Annotated in this window: 19 protein-coding genes; 10 read left to right on the top strand and 9 right to left on the bottom strand. The window is 40.2% G+C overall.

Annotation, left to right across the window (positions count from 1 at the left end; genetic code table 11):
- Window positions 1–14: 14 nt before the first annotated feature.
- From ACXAH9_RS10075 to ACXAH9_RS10050, 6 genes are all read right to left on the bottom strand, one after another.
- The gene (locus ACXAH9_RS10075) at window positions 15–782 is read right to left on the bottom strand and encodes a sensor histidine kinase (protein WP_474894737.1); all 768 of its coding nucleotides are present in this window, start codon (window positions 780–782) and stop codon (window positions 15–17) included.
- Window positions 783–1553, bottom strand: a complete 771-nt coding sequence (locus ACXAH9_RS10070; RefSeq protein ID WP_474894736.1) for a hypothetical protein — start codon at window positions 1551–1553, stop codon at window positions 783–785.
- A gap of 27 nt (window positions 1554–1580) precedes the next feature.
- Entirely contained in the window at window positions 1581–2258 is a 678-nt protein-coding gene (locus ACXAH9_RS10065) for a hypothetical protein (protein WP_474894735.1), read from the bottom strand.
- Window positions 2259–2262: 4 nt separating this feature from the next.
- Window positions 2263–2625 carry a hypothetical protein gene (locus ACXAH9_RS10060; protein WP_474894734.1) on the bottom strand — a complete coding sequence of 121 codons (363 nt, stop codon included), beginning with the start codon at window positions 2623–2625 and terminating at the stop codon, window positions 2263–2265.
- Window positions 2626–2927: 302 nt separating this feature from the next.
- Window positions 2928–3056, bottom strand: coding sequence for a hypothetical protein (locus tag ACXAH9_RS10055; RefSeq protein ID WP_420576596.1), 129 nt, complete (start codon window positions 3054–3056; stop codon window positions 2928–2930).
- A 45-nt stretch (window positions 3057–3101) separates the two neighbouring features.
- Complete coding sequence (locus tag ACXAH9_RS10050) at window positions 3102–4190, bottom strand: aminotransferase class V-fold PLP-dependent enzyme (RefSeq protein ID WP_474894733.1); 1089 nt, start codon at window positions 4188–4190, stop codon at window positions 3102–3104.
- A 78-nt stretch (window positions 4191–4268) separates the two neighbouring features.
- Here ACXAH9_RS10050 and ACXAH9_RS10045 point away from each other — a divergent pair, with 78 nt between their 5' ends.
- On the top strand, window positions 4269–4586 hold the full coding sequence (locus ACXAH9_RS10045; protein WP_474894732.1) for a Rieske (2Fe-2S) protein: 318 nt from the start codon (window positions 4269–4271) through the stop codon (window positions 4584–4586).
- A 2-nt stretch (window positions 4587–4588) separates the two neighbouring features.
- Here the strand turns inward: ACXAH9_RS10045 and ACXAH9_RS10040 are convergent, their stop codons facing one another.
- Window positions 4589–5785 (bottom strand): sodium:calcium antiporter, encoded by a 1197-nt coding sequence (locus ACXAH9_RS10040; RefSeq protein ID WP_474894731.1) that lies wholly within the window; start codon window positions 5783–5785, stop codon window positions 4589–4591.
- Window positions 5786–5951: 166 nt separating this feature from the next.
- Here ACXAH9_RS10040 and ACXAH9_RS10035 point away from each other — a divergent pair, with 166 nt between their 5' ends.
- The 3 genes from ACXAH9_RS10035 (at window position 5952) to ACXAH9_RS10025 (ending at window position 7603) form a co-directional block, all read left to right on the top strand.
- Complete coding sequence (locus ACXAH9_RS10035) at window positions 5952–6713, top strand: SDR family NAD(P)-dependent oxidoreductase (RefSeq protein WP_474894730.1); 762 nt, start codon at window positions 5952–5954, stop codon at window positions 6711–6713.
- A gap of 61 nt (window positions 6714–6774) precedes the next feature.
- A complete protein-coding gene (locus ACXAH9_RS10030) occupies window positions 6775–7191 on the top strand; it encodes a TerB family tellurite resistance protein (RefSeq protein ID WP_474894729.1) in 417 nt (138 codons plus the stop codon).
- A gap of 16 nt (window positions 7192–7207) precedes the next feature.
- Window positions 7208–7603 carry a TerB family tellurite resistance protein gene (locus tag ACXAH9_RS10025; protein ID WP_349566230.1) on the top strand — a complete coding sequence of 132 codons (396 nt, stop codon included), beginning with the start codon at window positions 7208–7210 and terminating at the stop codon, window positions 7601–7603.
- A 31-nt stretch (window positions 7604–7634) separates the two neighbouring features.
- Here ACXAH9_RS10025 and ACXAH9_RS10020 read toward each other — a convergent pair whose 3' ends face one another.
- Both ACXAH9_RS10020 and ACXAH9_RS10015 read right to left on the bottom strand, forming a co-directional pair.
- Window positions 7635–8459, bottom strand: a complete 825-nt coding sequence (locus tag ACXAH9_RS10020) for an arylamine N-acetyltransferase family protein (protein WP_474894728.1) — start codon at window positions 8457–8459, stop codon at window positions 7635–7637.
- Entirely contained in the window at window positions 8456–9535 is a 1080-nt protein-coding gene (locus tag ACXAH9_RS10015; protein WP_474894727.1) for a hypothetical protein, read from the bottom strand. The genes ACXAH9_RS10020 and ACXAH9_RS10015 overlap by 4 nt, the downstream gene beginning before the upstream one ends.
- 65 nt (window positions 9536–9600) lie before the next feature.
- Between ACXAH9_RS10015 and ACXAH9_RS10010 the strand changes: the two genes are divergently transcribed.
- From ACXAH9_RS10010 to ACXAH9_RS09985, 6 genes are all read left to right on the top strand, one after another.
- Window positions 9601–10173 carry a DNA-3-methyladenine glycosylase I gene (locus tag ACXAH9_RS10010; protein ID WP_474894726.1) on the top strand — a complete coding sequence of 191 codons (573 nt, stop codon included), beginning with the start codon at window positions 9601–9603 and terminating at the stop codon, window positions 10171–10173.
- Between the two features lie 71 nt (window positions 10174–10244).
- The gene (locus tag ACXAH9_RS10005; RefSeq protein ID WP_474894725.1) at window positions 10245–12974 is read left to right on the top strand and encodes a T9SS type A sorting domain-containing protein; all 2730 of its coding nucleotides are present in this window, start codon (window positions 10245–10247) and stop codon (window positions 12972–12974) included.
- A 56-nt stretch (window positions 12975–13030) separates the two neighbouring features.
- Window positions 13031–14101, top strand: coding sequence for a peptide chain release factor 1 (prfA, locus tag ACXAH9_RS10000; RefSeq protein ID WP_474894724.1), 1071 nt, complete (start codon window positions 13031–13033; stop codon window positions 14099–14101).
- A gap of 17 nt (window positions 14102–14118) precedes the next feature.
- On the top strand, window positions 14119–15492 hold the full coding sequence (locus ACXAH9_RS09995) for a right-handed parallel beta-helix repeat-containing protein (RefSeq protein WP_474894723.1): 1374 nt from the start codon (window positions 14119–14121) through the stop codon (window positions 15490–15492).
- A 55-nt stretch (window positions 15493–15547) separates the two neighbouring features.
- Window positions 15548–17527, top strand: coding sequence for a tetratricopeptide repeat-containing sensor histidine kinase (locus tag ACXAH9_RS09990; RefSeq protein ID WP_474894722.1), 1980 nt, complete (start codon window positions 15548–15550; stop codon window positions 17525–17527).
- Complete coding sequence (locus ACXAH9_RS09985; protein ID WP_474894721.1) at window positions 17520–17888, top strand: response regulator; 369 nt, start codon at window positions 17520–17522, stop codon at window positions 17886–17888. Before ACXAH9_RS09990 ends, ACXAH9_RS09985 begins: the two co-directional genes overlap by 8 nt.
- Window positions 17889–17946 lie beyond the last annotated feature (58 nt).

Genomic DNA, 17946 nt, shown 5'->3' with positions numbered 1-17946 from the left:
GTTGAGTGATCAAATTAATCAATCGAAGCGTCTATTACCAAATCTACTTTAGCTCCGCCTTTCTCCTGGTTGTAAAAGGCTGGCTTGGCACCAATGGTTTGCGCCCGGTTTTTAACATTTAATAAGCCAATGCCATCACTATTTTGGAGGACATCCTCCGGAAACCCTTTACCGTTATCAACATATGAAATGATGGTTTTTGATTTTTCTTTTCTCACAGAAAGCTCGATAGCTGATGCTTCTGCATGTTTCAATGAATTATTTACCAACTCTTGAATAATTCGGTAAAACATCAGGGCTCGTGATTCGTCCAACGGTGGATCTTCCCATTCCGTGATCGATAAGCTTAACGAAGTATTGGCTGTCTTTTCAAACAGGTCTTCGATTGCTCGTTTAATCCCATATTTCTTTAAAATAACGGGCATCATCTGATGGGAGATATTTCTTACTTGTGTTATGGTTTCATCAAGGTAACCAAGTACTGGCTTCAGCTGACTCACATCATTGGTTTTGTTAGCCACTTGCAGATTCAGCTTGATAGACGAAAGCATAGCACCAACACCATCGTGAAGTTCAGTTCCTAATCGCTTTCTTTCTTCTTCCTGGGATTTAAGCGTAGCGGAAAGCATTTCTTCCTGGTGTTTGGTTTTAACGGACTGCATTTCCAGTTCGTTTTCAAGCACTTTGCGACGATAAAGCAAAACAAAGAATACTACTGAAAAAGCCATTAGCATAACACCAATGGTTCCAATGATTACAAGCAAGATGACCTTACCTTCCATTTAGCCGTCTGATTTTGGATTCAGAATTGGATCATAAACACCTTTCTCCAAAAGTACCAGAACATAGAATAAGGTGTAATTTTTACCTGTATTGGCAAAAAGATTTACCATGCTTATTGGAAAAAAGTCGCTTGCACTTATCTCTAGCTCAAAAACAAGATAATTTATAAATAGTCTTTTCAGAAAAGTAAGTGCGTAATAAATGAAAAAGGCTGCTAGTGCATAGAATATGGGCATTTTCAAGAGCTCTCCTTTTGGTCTTTTCAATAGATCTCTGAAGCCAAGAAATGAAAGGCAAAGAAAAGCAAGGGATGAGAAAGTATTAGTTACAGTGTTAGACTCGAAGAATGAATACGAGAATGTGAAGGAGATAAACGCACTTATTGTAAAAAATATGCAAAGAACAATTATGACCTTCTTCATGCGTGGCAATACCTTCATGAAGAACCACGACATTAGAAAATAATTTATGAGTATCCACCAATTACTTCCAAAATAACTATTTGGATAAAAGTGCTTGATATAGATATAAATCGAGAAGTCAAAAAAGAAACTAATAAATACGATATAGAAGATGATCGCAGCTGGCGTACTCCACCTTCTTATGAAGAACAGAAAGAACAAGATAGCTGGAACACCCGAGTATCGATTCAGGTCAGCAAAAATCCAGAAAACATCAGAAGAGGTCAAAGCTCTATTTTTTAGAAGCGTAAGCTTTGGAAAAAGCAACCAAAAACCAAACCACCCCTCCGAATATAAGGACAGTCCCATACACCACGATATTTACGATGATGTCAATCATGTGGCATTAGCTGGTTTTATGCTATCTGGGTAGCCTTTATCTATAAGGACAATCGCGTAGAAGAGAATGAAGTTTTTCGTAATGTTGGCAAGTAAGTTTATAATAGAAATAACCCGATAAGCAGACGCAGATATCTTCATATCAAAGATCAAATAGCTATCAAATACGCTCTGTAGGAGCACCAAGCTATTGTAAATAAAAAAGGATGTGGCTATCCAGAAAAGCGGAAGCCTGGAAAGCCGATTGCTCGGATTATGTAAAAGATCGAAATAGGTGAGTAAGGGGATTATTATCAATAAAATATTACTGGAAACGCTTGTAAAAGGGTTTGACTCTAACAGAGAATACGAACTGAACCCAATAATTGAGCAGAGCAAAAAAAAGATGACAAGATACCTAATCGTTTTCTCTCGCTCAGGAAGAGCATTAGCAAACAACCAAGTAATAACAAGGAAGTTTAGAACTATCCAAATGTTTCCCACGATGAAACTATTAGGATAAACTAAGTGAATAATAAAATAATTGGCATTGTCTGCCAGAAAAGAGATGAGCAGGACTAGAAAAATGGCCCAACTTACCTTCTTTTTGCCCTTAGAATTAAAAGAGAAATATAGGATTCCAGCAAATGCCGAAACCCTACTAAAGTTTATTAACCACTCTTTAAAAACTTCCATAAGTTTAAATTCCTTCAGGGCAATCAGGCGGACATTTGTCACTGAAATCAGCAGGGTCGTCCAAGCCTCCATTTTTAGCAGCAGCACCTAAAGACTTCATCTTTGAATCAAGAACATTTCCATCCGAATCTGCAGGAAACATCACTAGCCTTTCTTCACCTTCTTCGTTCAAACCTTTAAAGAACCAGATACCTTCGCAACCCCTATACTTTAAAAGTGTTTCTATGATATCATCACCAAAAAGCCAACCATAAGTCACATCGGGATACTCCTTTTGCGGATATTTCTTTTTGTAATTCTTTACCCATTTCTTGGCTTCAGACTTATCCATCTTCTTGCCAATCTTTCTTACGTTTTTTTTAGCCATTTTCTGTTAAGGTTTAGTTGGTTTGAAAACAATGGTAGCTTGATCTCCATTTTAATCAAAGAAGAGAATAAGAAAAGGAATGAAAAATACCCAAAAGTGGGTAGCGATAGGAGAGGAAAAAGCGAGAAATTAGATCAAAAATGAAGAAGCAACTATATTTGCTCTCCACATAAAAATTGATCAGAAAATGGCAATGCTAGGAATAATTATCGGACTGTTTGTATTGGCAATTCTTTGCCCGTTTATTTTACCAAACAAAGCAGTGAGCAAACACAAAGGAGATCACGTAGAATAGAAAAAGATTAATTCTTTTTCTGATTTTCTTTGCGTGCATTTACAAATGCCAGGGCGTGCACAAACGCCACTAAAAAGATTACAATATTTACAAAAATATTAACGCCTTCGGTTACTGCTGGATTCGTTAAGTTCATTTTCTATTCTGTTTTTATTGCTACTGCTTCTTAGGTAATGAAGCTTTACGATGCGAAGATAGGTTCTTTCATCGCTTTCAGCAATTTTCTGACATCCATTTCGTCGTTATAGATGTTTGGTGAAATCCGGATAGAGTCCCCCCGAACGCTTACACATACCCGATGTTTCTTAAACGACCGCTGAAACTTGACAAGATCCATGTTAGCAGGGAGTCGCACACCAAAAAGGTGACTGGATCGCCAGGCATCATCTTCGATCCGATAACCCATCTCTTTTATTTCTTTGATAGGTTTTTCCATCAGGTCGCTCGTGTATTGCTGGATGTTTTGAGGAGACCACTTTACTAACTGCTTTACTGCTTGATGCAGCATGGGTACCAAAATGAAATTGCTATGCTCACCAACCTCATACCTAAGTGCCTTCTCACGATATGCTTCCTGATAATTTATTAGGCTATCGAAATCATCACTACCCAATCTGTTTATCCAGCTCTCCTCAATTGGCGTGCCCCCGTCAAATGCTGACCCGTAATAAGCCAAGCCAATGGAATATGGACCCATCAACCATTTATATCCTGCGCAAACCAGCGCATCCGGACGGATCTCTTTAACACTAAAAGGCAAAGCCCCAACGGATTGAGTCCCGTCAATGACAAGCAACCCCCCAACCTTATCCAGCTTCTCCCGAATACTTTTTAGTTGAAAAAGCGTTCCGTCAGACCAATGGATGTGTCCGATAGCAACTAACCGCGTTTTAGGATTAATCGCTTCCAATATTTTTTCATTCCAGCTTTCTCCACGACTCTTACTTTCTGGTGGAGAAACAATTTGCAACTCAAACCCCTTTTCTTTTAGTCGCATCCACGGATATACATTGCTTGGAAACTGCTCTGCTGCCAAAAGAATCTCTCCATCTTTAAAGGGAATGTTATGAGCAACATTTGCTAAACCATAGGATACAGAAGGAATTATTACTACCCTGTTTGAATCATCATTTTCAATCAGCCTGGAATAAGTACTTCTTAACTGGTCACTCTCATGAAAAAAATCATCTACTGAAACCTTGACAGGATTTCTCTTCATTTTCAATCCTTTGATGCCAGCTTTTTCCACCTGTTTCATCGTTGGAGCCATGTAAGCACAATTGAAATATGCATTTTTTCGCTGAAGGAAAAATTTTTGACGCTGGCATTTCATAACTATAATTACTGTATGACTTTCAAGATATTGGATTCTAAGCAAAAAGCAGAAGCCTTTTTTGAAGATGGAGCTCCGAAATTAATCAGAGCGGCTGAGAAAGAGATATGTCTCGTCCGAAAGGGGAATGAATACTTCGCTTTTGATAATGCGTGCCCGCACATGGGAGCCAAACTGCATCAAGGGAACACAAACCATTTGAATGAAATAGTATGCCCCTTGCACACCTATCGTTTTAATATGAATACAGGAGAGGAGGCAAACAGAAGATGCAAATCAATGAAAAGATATTATGTCCACCTGAATGAGGAGGGTCTTTTTATCGATTGCTAAGATTAACCGATTCGGAAAAATTTAACTACCCCAACTAACCAGTCGGCAATGCTTTGTGCAATTTCATTTCCAGATCCTCTACCTACTATATACAAAACAAATAGAACGTATATACTTAATAGCAGATAAGACTTTCGCTTGCCGAAATACGAGCCACTAGTGAAGATGATAACGGCTAATACGGTTAATAACCAAAGCAAAAACCGAAGCTCACTACTTAAGTCCACCAACTCTGGCGGCATATGAATAGGCCCATTGAGAATGGTAAAAATGAAAAGTGGGAATCCAAGAGCAAAACAGATGTCGAAAATATTACTTCCAAGGGCATTGGAAATGGCATCATCGTACTGACCTCTTTTCGCGTCTTTGATGGATATGATTGTGTCAGGAAAACTGGAAGCAGCTGATGCTAAGATCAAAGCAACAAACATGACCGGTATATTCAGGCCATCAAATTCACCAAGTCCAGCCACCTGATAAGTTTCTGAACCAACCCACTCACAAGCCAATACAAGGAAATAACAAACAAGAGCGATGGCAACAGTTGAGAAGACCAACAAGGACCATGCTCGAATATTACTTATTGCATTGTTGCCAATAAAAACACGCTCCAGATCGAAAGTGATGAGCCCTTTAAGGAATGGACCTTGTGGCTCTTCGGGACTTTCAAAAACTTCATCGTTTAACTGTCCACCTTCCAGCATCTCTTCCTTTTCGGATTTTTTCATCGTGCCAAACATGTATACTATATACACTACGTAAACGAGCATTAGTAGCATGCCATGGTACCAGTGTAATGTAGATCCGCTTATTAAAATAAGGAAGATCAGCTCAGCAATGATCAGGGCAATGCCATCTCTTAACAGCACTTTTCTTGATACCTCTACTCTTTTGGTCATCTTCATGCCAATCACAGCAAGCACAGCTACGGCTGGAATGACCATTCCATTGAAAATAGCACTACCTGCGGTGGTTCCAATACCTCCAGAGAATCCTTCAGCATCTGAGAGCACAAAGAGAAAGAAAAGAGAAGTGAACACCTCCGGCATAGAGCTGGCAATCGCGTTGATTGTGGCCCCACGGACGCCTTCAGAGAGGTTTCTACCAATATATTCGGATGCAGTCATGAAGCCATCTCCGGCTCTCCAGATTATTATGCAACAAAACGTGATTAGTAGTAAAGGGATGATTATGCCCATGTATATTTTATTCGTTCAATGTTGTTAATGCGGTGACTCAATTAGCTGGAGATGGCCTAAATTAACAAAGAATTCTTTCAGGCAAACATGATACTTGATCTTTTATCAACAGATAAGTCAACTTCAAACTGGTTTTGTCTAATTTTTCGGCTCAAACGGCGATTATATGTATATAAATCTATCGGGCTTAAACATCCTTGTAACAGGGGCCAGCAGGGGAATTGGGAAGGCTCTGGCAACAAAGCTTGCAGAAGCGGGAGCCACTATAGCAGTTCACTATAACAAGAATGTACGCGAAGCGGAAAACCTGGCTCATATTCTTGGAAATGAATCAAAAGCATTTCAGGCGGATTTTTCTAAACCAGATGAAGCAGCCAAATTATTTGAACGTGTGAGTTTAGAAATGGGGAGTGTTGAGATAGTGATCAACAATGCTGGGCTGGCTAAGCAATCCTCTATAGACTCCAAAGACGATGAATGGATGAAAGCGTGGAATGAGACCATGATGGTAAACCTGAGTTCAGCGGCGATCATTTGCAAGAAAGCAGTTCAACATTTTATTAGCCGAAAGGCAGCCGGAAGAATCATCAACATTGCGTCCCGAGCGGCATTTAGGGGGGAAGAAGCAGAATACTTTGCATATGCGGCATCAAAGGCCGGACTGGTGTCACTGACAAGATCCATTGCAAGATCCTATGGAAAAGAAGGGGTGAAAGCGTTTGTGATTGCGCCGGGTTTTGTACGAACAGATATGTCTCAGGAGTTTATGCAACAATATGGGGAAGATCATGCGAAAGGAGATTTGGCCCTTGAGCGCTTAACTGAACCAAAAGATATTGCACCGCTTGTGACCTTTATTGCGAGTGGAATGGCAGACCATGCAACAGGAGCAACCTTCGACATTAACGCTGGAAGCTATTTACACTAATGAGGTTTCATTTTAGGGATTAATTCCTAAATTAGAAGAACGAAACACAACTACAGCGATAATGGAAGATAATATTAAAAATCACCTGAGAGCCTTAATCCAACTTTCTATTATAGACAGAGACTTTGGTGAACCCGAGAAAACATATGTTTATACAATCGGCAAAGCCAACAGAGTGCCTGAAACTGAAATTGATCAGCTTGTAGAAGAGGTATTAAACTCAAAAGAAAACAGTGAGGTGAACTTTCAGGGGTTGCTTTCAGAAGAAAGATTCGATTATCTGTATGATGTAATTCAGCTAATGAAAATTGATGGAGAGGTTTTTCTAACGGAAATCAGATACTGTGAAGAAGTAGCAGAGAAGCTGGGCTATGATAAAAAAGTTGTTAAGAAAATGTCTTCCAGGATCTATGGAGATCCTTCAATCACCGGAAACAGAGAGGCTTTAATGAAGGAGGCCAACAAATATTTGAAATAGTAATTAGAGAGAAATTATGAGCATTAAGGCGAAACTAAGTGTGCTGGTTCAGTTAGCAAATATCGATGGCGAATTTGCTGGTGAAGAAAAAGACCTGATTTATATGATTGGCAAGGCCAATGGAATCAGCGAGGATGAAATAAATGATATGGTGGAAAACCCAGAGCCTCTGCCTCCACTCAGTACAATGTCAGAGGATGACAAGTTTGAGTATCTATTTCATTTGGTACAGCTGATGAAAATTGATAGTCAGGTATACCTGTCAGAAATAAAGTTCTGTGAAGAGCTAGCTGAAAAGCTTGGCTTTAAGCGAAATGTGATTTCTGAGCTTTCGGCAAGAATTTATAGTGATCCTGCCATAGCTTCAGATATCTCTTCATTGAAGAGGGAAGTCAGAAAGCACAGAAACTAATGCAAAATCCCGATGATTCATCGGGATTTTTTTATGTCTCTTTCGGGATAAGCTGCTTGAAACTAATTCCGAAGTGATGCTCCAGCTTTGACAAAAATTCATCCTCATGCAAAATGTCTGACTCAGAATGTTCGCCAAGCTCAACAATCTTTAGCTTCCGCTCGGTCAATGTTACCCTGCCATTGGGCAATAGCCGTGTGATTAGTTTTTTCTGAGTAAAGGGCGATCCCACAGCAGTTTGATGATATTCACACATTTCAATAAACTGGATAAGTTGTTTTTCCCCTGTTGTAAACCGCAACATTGACTCATACTGACTCGTGTCCCTTGAACCCTTCAGAATAAGGTTTTCGTCTGGGTCTTCTTCTATCTTCCAGTATTTGGTGTAGTCCATCTGCACTTCTCCCACCTTTATTCTCAGTGGGTTAATGATCCCATCACCAAATCCTACATCTGCCAGCCAAAGATCATCATCAATGAAAACTAATATGGCCATGTGGTCAAAAGGACGACCGAACTCACCAGTTTCTTTATTTTTCACTTCCGCAGAAATCACATAACAATCAAAGCCAATATTGCTGAGCAAATGGTAGAACAGCCCATTCAGCTCATAGCAAAAGCCTCCGCGTTTTCTATGGATCACTTTCTCAAAAATCTTACGATAGTCCAGGATGATCTTGCTTCCATAATGAATGTCCAGATTTTCAAAAGGAATATGGATGAGATGTGATTTTTGCAGGTCCTTTAAATACTTAAGAGAAGGGGCTTCTATTTTTTGGTCAATGCGTTTCAGATAAGCATCAACATTTATTTTGGGTGCCTTAGGACTGTTTTGGAAAAAGTTTAGCTTCTTCAATTTTTTACATTCAACTCCTGAGCCAAATTTCCGATCATGTTGTTTAGTGCTTCCTGCCAGGTCACATCAGCATCCCACTCACCCACATGCACGTTTTTGGAAATGTTTTGTCTCACGTAAAACTTGGAAACGATCGCATCTCTTGGTATCGTTTTTACCCTGGTTTGATCAGGCATGATCGGTATGATTGAAACAAATCCCGTTTCGCTGGGCAGCACCTCATAGTCCAGCATTTGTTTGACGATACTGGCAGAGGCACGCACAGAACGTAATAAAAACTGGTATCGGTTTCTTTTCAAATCCTCGTCAGACATATGATCTATGAGTTCATAATCATATGGATATGACTTCATTATTTCCTCGAGCTCCCTATTTTTAGTCACAACCTCACGGTTGTATTTCTTCACATTTGCTAATGCTTCCACCTCTGAAATGTTCGTAGAGTCAAGTAAGCTAAATCGCTCAACAGCTAATTTGCTTCTTCTTAAAATGCCTGGATAGTTTTTTAAAAGCGTATTCTCAACGATGGAAAGCCCGCTAAGAACATTCGGCTTTTCGGGGATCAAGAAGTTGTTTTTTTCCTGATCAGCTCTTCGCACTTCCTTCCCAACACCCAGAAGTAGACCGTAGAGGTCGTTGGCTGTTAGAAAAAATGCCTCGCTTCCATCTTTGATGAGTCTACTATCTCCACTGAAGGGCGCCATTAGAAACTCGTAACCTGAATCTGATTCTGTTATGAAGATGATGTTTTTCACCCTTCGTTGATTAAAAAGCTCAATGTACGCTTGCTTTGCACTGTTACTCGCCGTATAGTTGATGTCATGGAGGTAAAAAACAGCATCTATCCCCATCGTGATAAATGCTTTATGGACTTGATTTAAAAGCTTTTCGTGCTTACCAACCTTTACAAAATCCTCTCTTATTTCAGGAACAGAAAAAATAAGAGCGGAACGTTCACTACTTAGTTGCTCGGGAACATTCAAGGTCTTTTTGAACGATACGTAATTGTAAATTGGAGTTTGACTGTGAAGCCATAAACCAATCATGCAAAGCAGTACGGTGATATATCCCCTCATATTGAAATACTAAAGTGCTAATTTTATAAAAACTCAACTCTTAATTGTCTCAATTTAGTATAAGAATGAAAACACGATGTGCATGGTGCGTCAACTCTTTTGATGAATATGTACGATACCATGATGAAGAATGGGGTGTGCCGGTCCACGAAGATCAAAAACACTTTGAGTTTCTTGTTTTGGAAAGCGCTCAGGCCGGGTTGAGTTGGGCAACAATTTTAAAAAAACGGGAAGGCTACCGAAAGGCATTTGCCAAATTTGACCCAAAGATAGTTTCAGAATATGGGCCTGGGATTGTTGAGGACCTGTTACAAGACGCATCGATCATTAGAAACCGGGCAAAAATTGAGGCTACAATAAACAATGCCAATCGGTTTCTGGAGGTACAAGAAGAATTTGGATCCTTCGATAACTATATCTGGCAGTTTGTAGGAGGAAATCCTATTGTTAATAATTGGAAATCAATGAAAGAAGTGCCGGTCACTACCAAAGAGTCAGACGAATTATCCAAAGACCTGAAGAAAAGAGGGTTCAAGTTTGTAGGCTCTACCACGATATACGCACACATGCAAGCCATCGGACTTGTAAATGATCATACCACCGATTGTTTTAGGTATGAGGAAGTGAAAAACCATTAACTTTAATAATCTAAATATGCTCCTACCAGATGAAAAAACCCACCTTTTTTTTAGCTGTCCTTATTATTTCAATGATATGGTTAATACCATCCTCACAAAAAAATGAGGTTGTTAACCTCTATCAGAAAAACATAAAAAAAATACAGATAAGCAAACTTGATGGTCCTGAAAAATCGGCTTTCAGAGACGCATTGATGACAATGAATCCGATCACAGGAGATATACCAACAAAAAATCTTCTCGAAGCAATAAAAGACAAGAGCGCAAGAAAGTCACAAGATTCAAGGGATTTCAATTGGAACCAGGTAGATACAGAAATAGCTGGTAGAGCGCGAGCAATTATGATTGACCCCAATATTTCTAGTAAACTATGGTTAGGTGCCGTTACCGGTGGATTGTGGTATAATTCAGATTTTAGAAATAATGATAACTGGGTACCAGTATCGGATGATTGGGAGAGTTTATCCATCAGTTGCATCACTTACGACCCAAATAATCCAGATGTTTTTTATGTTGGTACCGGGGAGTCTTTTACTTCAGTAAACATCTACAGAGAATCTACATCGAAAGGTGTGGGAATCTATAAAACCATTGACGGAGGGGTCTCCTGGACACTTCTATCATCTACTTCTGGGTTTAATTATATAAATGATATTGTTGTCAGAGATGAAGCTGGGTCTAGTGTTATTTACACTGGAGTGGCATCAGGGCAATATCAGGGAAGTGTATTTGGTTCATCACCATCTGATGGGCTTTACAGATCAACAGATGGTGGTGCCAGCTGGACCCAGGTACTACCAAACATTGAAAGCTCATCCGTTCCGTATACAGTCAGTGACATTGAAATAGCACCAAATGGTGATTTGTACGTTGGGACAATGAGAAATTTGGCAATACAAGGAGGTGGATATATTCTCCATTCCCCAAATGGTATCGATTGGTTGGTAGAAGATAGATATGTAACACAAATCACAACTGAATTTGGTGAGGATATCAAACCTGGCAGAGTGATGCTAGCTTCTGGAGGAGATATGGTTTATGCGGTTGCTACTGCAGGCTATGTAAATAACTTCAATCAAATTAGGGATTTTGGCTTTCCAACACGGATTATGTACAAAGATGCGGAATCCGATTGGCAAGATTTAGATGGGCCAGCTAACCCCTATTGGGCGAGTATACCTTGGCACGCATTAGCTATTGAAGTTGATCCGAGTGATGACAACCATTTGATTGCTGGAGGATTGGATGTTCACGCACTTTCTAACGCAAGAGGGGCTGGGGCCTTAAGTTGGGCACATTTAAGTGATTGGGCATCCATGTATTATTTTTCAGACTACTTGATTCCGTATTATGGGCTTCTAGATGATAATATCGACAGTATTCGAAATCATTTTGTGCATGCGGATGTTCACTCTTTTGTTTTTACAGATAACCCGAATGAATTAGTTGTTGCTACGGATGGTGGAGTTATGTACACAAATAGTTTACAAAAAGGTTTTGGTTCACTAGCAGCAGAAAGACTGATGGAGTACCCTTCTTTTGGTCCTATTAATAACTCCTTGGCGACAACCCAATATTACACAATAGCTCTGCACCCCGAAGAAGGCAACATGGAGGTGTTGGCGGGTACCCAGGATAATAGCACGCATACCACAGAGAACGGGAGCATTACATACGAAAGTATGATTGGAGGAGGAGATGGAGCATATTGTTTCTTCGACTCAGATGATCCATCAGTCAGGATCACCTCTTCCCAATCCAACGCATATAATATTTGGCTTAATAACGATGGATATTATTATGGTCTTAGCTCAGGCACATTTATTAACCCTGCCGCATACGATGATCGATCTAACTTGTTATATGTGAATATGGCAGTGGATGGGGGTTTTGAAGCACTGAATACCTATCTCGAAGGCAGGTTTCTGGATACGCTTGGGATCATAAATGTGAATGAACCATTAGGAAAAGACATGCTGGGAATCCAGGGAAGAGATACAATTTGGCTTGGGACCAATAGCACGGTGGCATTCTCAGCTTTAAAGATTTCACCACATGATTCGGAGCTTAATGCCACCATGGTATTGGGAAATCAACTAGGGGATGTGTATCAGGTGGAAGGTCTTCCCTATTCTCCAAGCGCGACAAAAATCGATAACGACCAGCTTCCTGTAGGATATATTTCTGCCATTGACATTGGCGAATCAAATCATGAGATTTTGGTCAGTTTTTCTAACTATGGAATTACGTCGGTCTGGTATACAAATGATGCGGGATTGAACTGGCAAGACATTGAACGAGATCTACCTGATATCCCAGTCAGAGACGCGAAGTTTAACCCTTTGGATCACGATAAAGTGATGATAGCCACAGAGCTGGGTGTTTGGGGCCTTGAAAGCATCTCAGATGAAACTCAAGGGTGGCAGTCGTATAATGATGGACTCCCAAATGTTAGGGTGGATATGTTTCAGCTCAGAGCATCAGATAAAACGATTGCTCTTGCCACTCACGGGCGAGGTATTTACCTGGGCACTTTTGATCAAGGAGAACCAGCACCTTTGGAGCTTCAGGAGGAAGTTGTTAATGATGTTCAGGTATATCCAAATCCTACTTACAAAGAAATAAGCTTTACCTTTCCCGTAGAGAAAGTTTCCATTTATACAGTTGGTGGGAAGTTGATAAGCGTGAATTCATCAGTAAACCAAAAGATGGATATTTCTGATTTAAATCGAGGCATGTATTTTTTGAAAACAATATCACCATCTGGAGCTACTCAATCATTTAAAATCATCAAAAAATAGTATTCAACTAAATTCAGTATTCCCGGTAACTTTACATTCAATTAATCAGAAAGAGGATGATTGAGAAACTGGAGGAAATCAAGCACCGATTTGAGGAGGTGGGTCAGCTGATCGTGCAGCCGGACATTGTTACGGATATGGAGAAGTATGGGAAGCTGAACAAAGAATATAAGGACCTTGAAAAAATTGTAGTCAAATACAAAGAATACACAGAAGCTAAAAGCAATCTCGAGAATGCCAAGGAGGTGTTAAGCACCGAAAAAGACCCTGAATTTCGTGAGATGGCGAAAGCTGAAATTGATGAGCTGGAGCCACAAATTGAGAAGCTGGAGGAGGAACTCAAATTCATGCTCATACCGAAAGACCCTAATGATAGCAAGAATGTGATTCTTGAGATTCGTGCCGGAACAGGAGGGGATGAAGCATCCATTTTTGCTGGTGACCTTTTTCGCATGTACAAATCCTATGCTGAGGATCAGAACTGGACTTTTTCCGTACTAAACTTTAGTGAAGGAAGTGCTGGTGGATACAAAGAGATTGTTGCCTCAGTGGAGGGTGAAGATGTGTATGCGAAACTAAAGTTCGAATCAGGGGTGCACAGAGTACAACGTGTGCCGGCAACTGAGTCTCAAGGAAGGGTGCATACATCGGCAGCTACAGTAGCGGTTTTGCCGGAGGCAGAAGAGGTCGATGTAGAGTTGAACATGGGGGATATCCGAAAGGATACTTTTCGTGCATCGGGAGCCGGGGGTCAGCATATCAATAAGACAGAGTCTGCTGTACGTTTGACGCATGCACCTTCCGGGCTTGTGGTAGAGTGTCAGGATGGTCGTTCCCAGCACGCCAACTATGACAAAGCATTGAAGGTCCTTCGGTCGCGCCTGTACGAAATTGAGCTTCAAAAACATAATGCTGAAATCAGTAGCCAGAGAAAGAGCATGGTGGGATCAGGAGATAGGTCAGATAAAATCAGAACGTATAACTATCCACAAGGAAGGGTAACGGATCACCGGATCAACCTCTCTGTTTATAACCTTCCGAATGTTATGAATGGCGATATCGAAGAATTCATAGAGCAGTTACGTATTGCAGAAAATGCTGAGATCATGAAAGAAGAAACGGAATAATCCGTTTTCAATACAGAATGAGAAACCTCCTCCTATTCTTTTGCATAGTTATCATTTGGTCTGCATGCGAGCCCACTGAAGAGTCCATATCCTTCGATCCGTCACTATCCCTGGTTTTCAGCAAAGACACGGTTGCTTTTGATACCCTACTATCGGAGCGAAGAAGCAGCACACGAAGACTGACTGTTTACAATCCAAATGAGGAAGCGATCCAGTTTTCAGAAATTGCTTTGGGCAAAAGTGAAAACTCGGATTACAGTGTCATTATCAATGGGAAGCAAGAGCATTCGGTTAGAAATGAACGATTGCTAGGAGGCGATAGCCTCATGGTATTGATTGAAGTAAACGTTCAAGCCAGAAACGAGAATCTTCCTTACATTGTGAAGGACTCGGTTATTTTCAGATGGAATACCAATGAAGAGCATGTTAAGCTGGTTTCCTATGGACAGGATGTCACAGAGGTTGCCAACCAAACGATTTGCAATGAAACATGGACAAGTAGCAGGCCCTATATCATTTCCGATACTGTTCTGGTGGGAAGCAATTGCAGATTGAATATTGAGAAAGGAACAACCATTTATTTCGAGAATGATGCAGCTCTATTTATCCAGGGAACACTAGCTGCAATCGGAGATTCTGCGAATCACATCACTTTTCGAAATGCAAGATTTGACGGTATATATGATCAGGTACCGGGCCAATGGAATGGCATTTATTTCCTTGAAGGAAGTACTGACAATGAAATCACGTTTACAAAAATCTTCAATGGTCAGGTTGGATTAAGGTTGGGCAGCCCGGACGATGATAACATTCCCGATGTTCGCGTTTCTAATACAGAGATTTTCAATATGAGTACTGCTGGAATTCTTGCATTTACATCAGACTTATCTGCCACAAACACGCTCATCTATAATTGCGGAAGTTATTTGGTAGGGGGGTTCGCTGGCGGCAACTATTCATTTATACATTGCACCTTTTCTAATGAGCCAGCCCTTTTTGTACAAGACGAGCCCACCGTTCAATTTTCTGATAATATAGTGATTGGTGAAGACCAATTACTAACGGCTGACCTTTCGCTTGAAATGACGAATTGTATTGTATGGGGGTCTGGCGAAGAGGAACTTTTAATTAACAATGGAGGAGGGGCCAACATACTACTGTCACTAAACAATAACATCATAAAAAGTAGTGAAGAAATAGGGGGCAATTTCACCTCACAGGAAAATAATTTTCCTGGCTTTACGAAAGCCTTTACCAATGATTACACGTTGGATACGCTGGCTTTTGCTAAAGATAAAGGGGTCGACGTGGGTATTAAGAACGATTTACGAGGAATTCTAAGAGACAATCAACCAGACATAGGTGCGCTTGAGCGAGTTGAAAATGAGTGATCAGCAAATCTAAACTGAAGATTTCTTGTTATATTTTAAGACTATCTTCTAAAGAGTGAGGCGAACCAGGTACACAATTATCTTTTTATTGTTTTCCATTCTGTCATATGCACAGGTGGATAGCTTATTGCATTATTCAAAACACGCCGAAGGCAAAGAGAAGATTGCTGCACTTCATCAAGTTATTTTGGAGCTATGGCTTAACTATCCGGACAGAGCCATGGGTTATGGAGAACAGGCCTTAGAGTTGTCTAAACAAGAAGGGGACTCCATGTTGATCTCTAAATCCCTACGGTTAATCGCAGGTGTCTACTATTATAGAGGAGACTTTAACCTTTCTCTTCAATACAATCAAAAAGCACTGGCTATTGCTTTACAATTAAAAGACTCCTCTCTAATAAATAATGGCTACAATAATATTGGACTGCTCAATTATAATCTTGGCAGCTATCAAACGGCTCTTGAATACTTATTGAGATCGAAAGAGATCAAAGGAAAAATTGGAGAAATATACGGTTTGTCCACAACCCTTAACAATATCGGCTTGGTTTTCGAGCGGATAGGAGACTATGAAACGGCCAGAGAATATTTTAAGGAGGCATATGATGTTGCAATCGAAGGGCAAAGTGATGATGACGAACTATACGCTACAAATAACATTGGAATTACGTATCTCAGAGAAGGGAACTTAGAGGAGGCTCTTAAATACTTTAGACGAGGGCATGTTCTTGGTAAAGCAATAGAGAATATAAACTGGGGAGCGGTTTCTGCACGGGGAATTGCAGAAGTACTTATGCAAACCGGAGGTGTAGATTCTGCAATCTATTATTTGAATAACTCATTAGAAGCAAGTAAGTCGATTGATGATAAGAAGGGTCTGGCTGAGGCATATTTCCTGCTTGCAAAAATTGCTCAGACCAAAGGAGACAATCAGGGAGCGCTCGTGAACTTACGAATGTGTGAAGATTGGGCTAACAAAATTCAACTTTGGCAACAACAGCTAGAGGTTTTAAAACTTTATGCCGCAGTTTATGATGGCTTGAACATGGAAGAGCGGGAAAGTGAGTATCTCAGAAAATACATAACCTTACGTGATTCTATCTTTCATGATGTTGTTTCCAGAAACCTCAGTTTGATTCCCCTCAAGATCAAAGAGGAGGAGGATCGAATCCGGCTGACACAGCAACAGTCGCTCATCCGGAACCAGATAATCACCAACCAGCTTTACACATTTATCATCATCATTACTGTGCCACTTCTGATTATTATGGTGATTCTATTTAGAAAGAATAACAAAAAGAACAAGGAGCTTCAGCGTAACAATGTGGAACTAAAGAAGACACAAAAGCTCCTTATTACTTCAGAAAAAATGGCTTCTCTGGGAGTATTAGCTGCAGGGGTTGGTCATGAAATAAATAACCCCTTGAATTTTATTAAAAATGGGATAGGAGCACTTTCGAAGAAATTGAAAGGAACCGAGGATGATGAAGTGAAGACCTATTTTAGAATTATAAATGAAGGTGTTGACAGAGCAACAGAGATTGTAAAAAGTTTAAGCCATTTTAGCCGCAAAGGGCCCAGCAGAGATGAAAAATGTGATGTACATGAAATTATTGAAAACTGTCTCCTTATCCTGCATAATAAAATTAGAAACAGGATTAAAGTGGTGACAAACTTCACAGAGGATAGTGCTGAACTGAAAGGAAATGAAGGAAGGCTGCATCAGGCAATAATGAACATCATTGCTAATGCCGAACAAGCCATTAAAGAGGAGGGAACAATTGAAATAACGACGCAGAGAAAAAAGGATTATATGGAAATCTGGGTAGAGGACGATGGAGAAGGGATACCAGAAGAAAACCTTTTGAAAATCAGTGATCCTTTCTTTACTACGAAAGCGCCGGGAGAAGGAACCGGATTGGGATTATTCATCACATTTTCAATTATAGAGGAGCATGAGGGAGAGATAGAGGTTACCTCTAGTATGGCAGAAGGTACTAAATTTATAATTAAGTTACCTTTATATGATGAGTGAGAAACCGGCAATATTATACATTGACGATGAGGAGACAAATCTGCTTTTATTTAGGGTTTCTTTTGAGGGTGAAAGAGACGTTCTTGTAGCCAACTCCCCAGAAGAAGGCCTCAAAAAACTTGAAGAAAACAAGCATCGAATCCGTGCTGTGATCAGTGATATGCATATGCCAAGAATGAACGGAGTGGAGTTTATTGAAAAGGCTAAAAAAATGCATAGCGATATCCCCTATTTCATTTTGAGTGGGTATGCATTCAATGAGGAGATTGATCAGGCTTTGCAGCAGAAAACAATTCAGAAGTTTTTCACAAAGCCATTCGATCGAGAAGAAATTGAGAGGCACTTAAACGGCGCGGCTTAACTGTCTTTCTTTCAGCAGCTTTTTCAATATTGAGTCCCTCTTTGAGCCTGTTAATAAC

The sequence above is a fragment of the Ekhidna sp. ABH4_415 genome, assembly GCF_056161305.1.
This window is presented reverse-complemented; position numbering and strand designations above follow the sequence as displayed.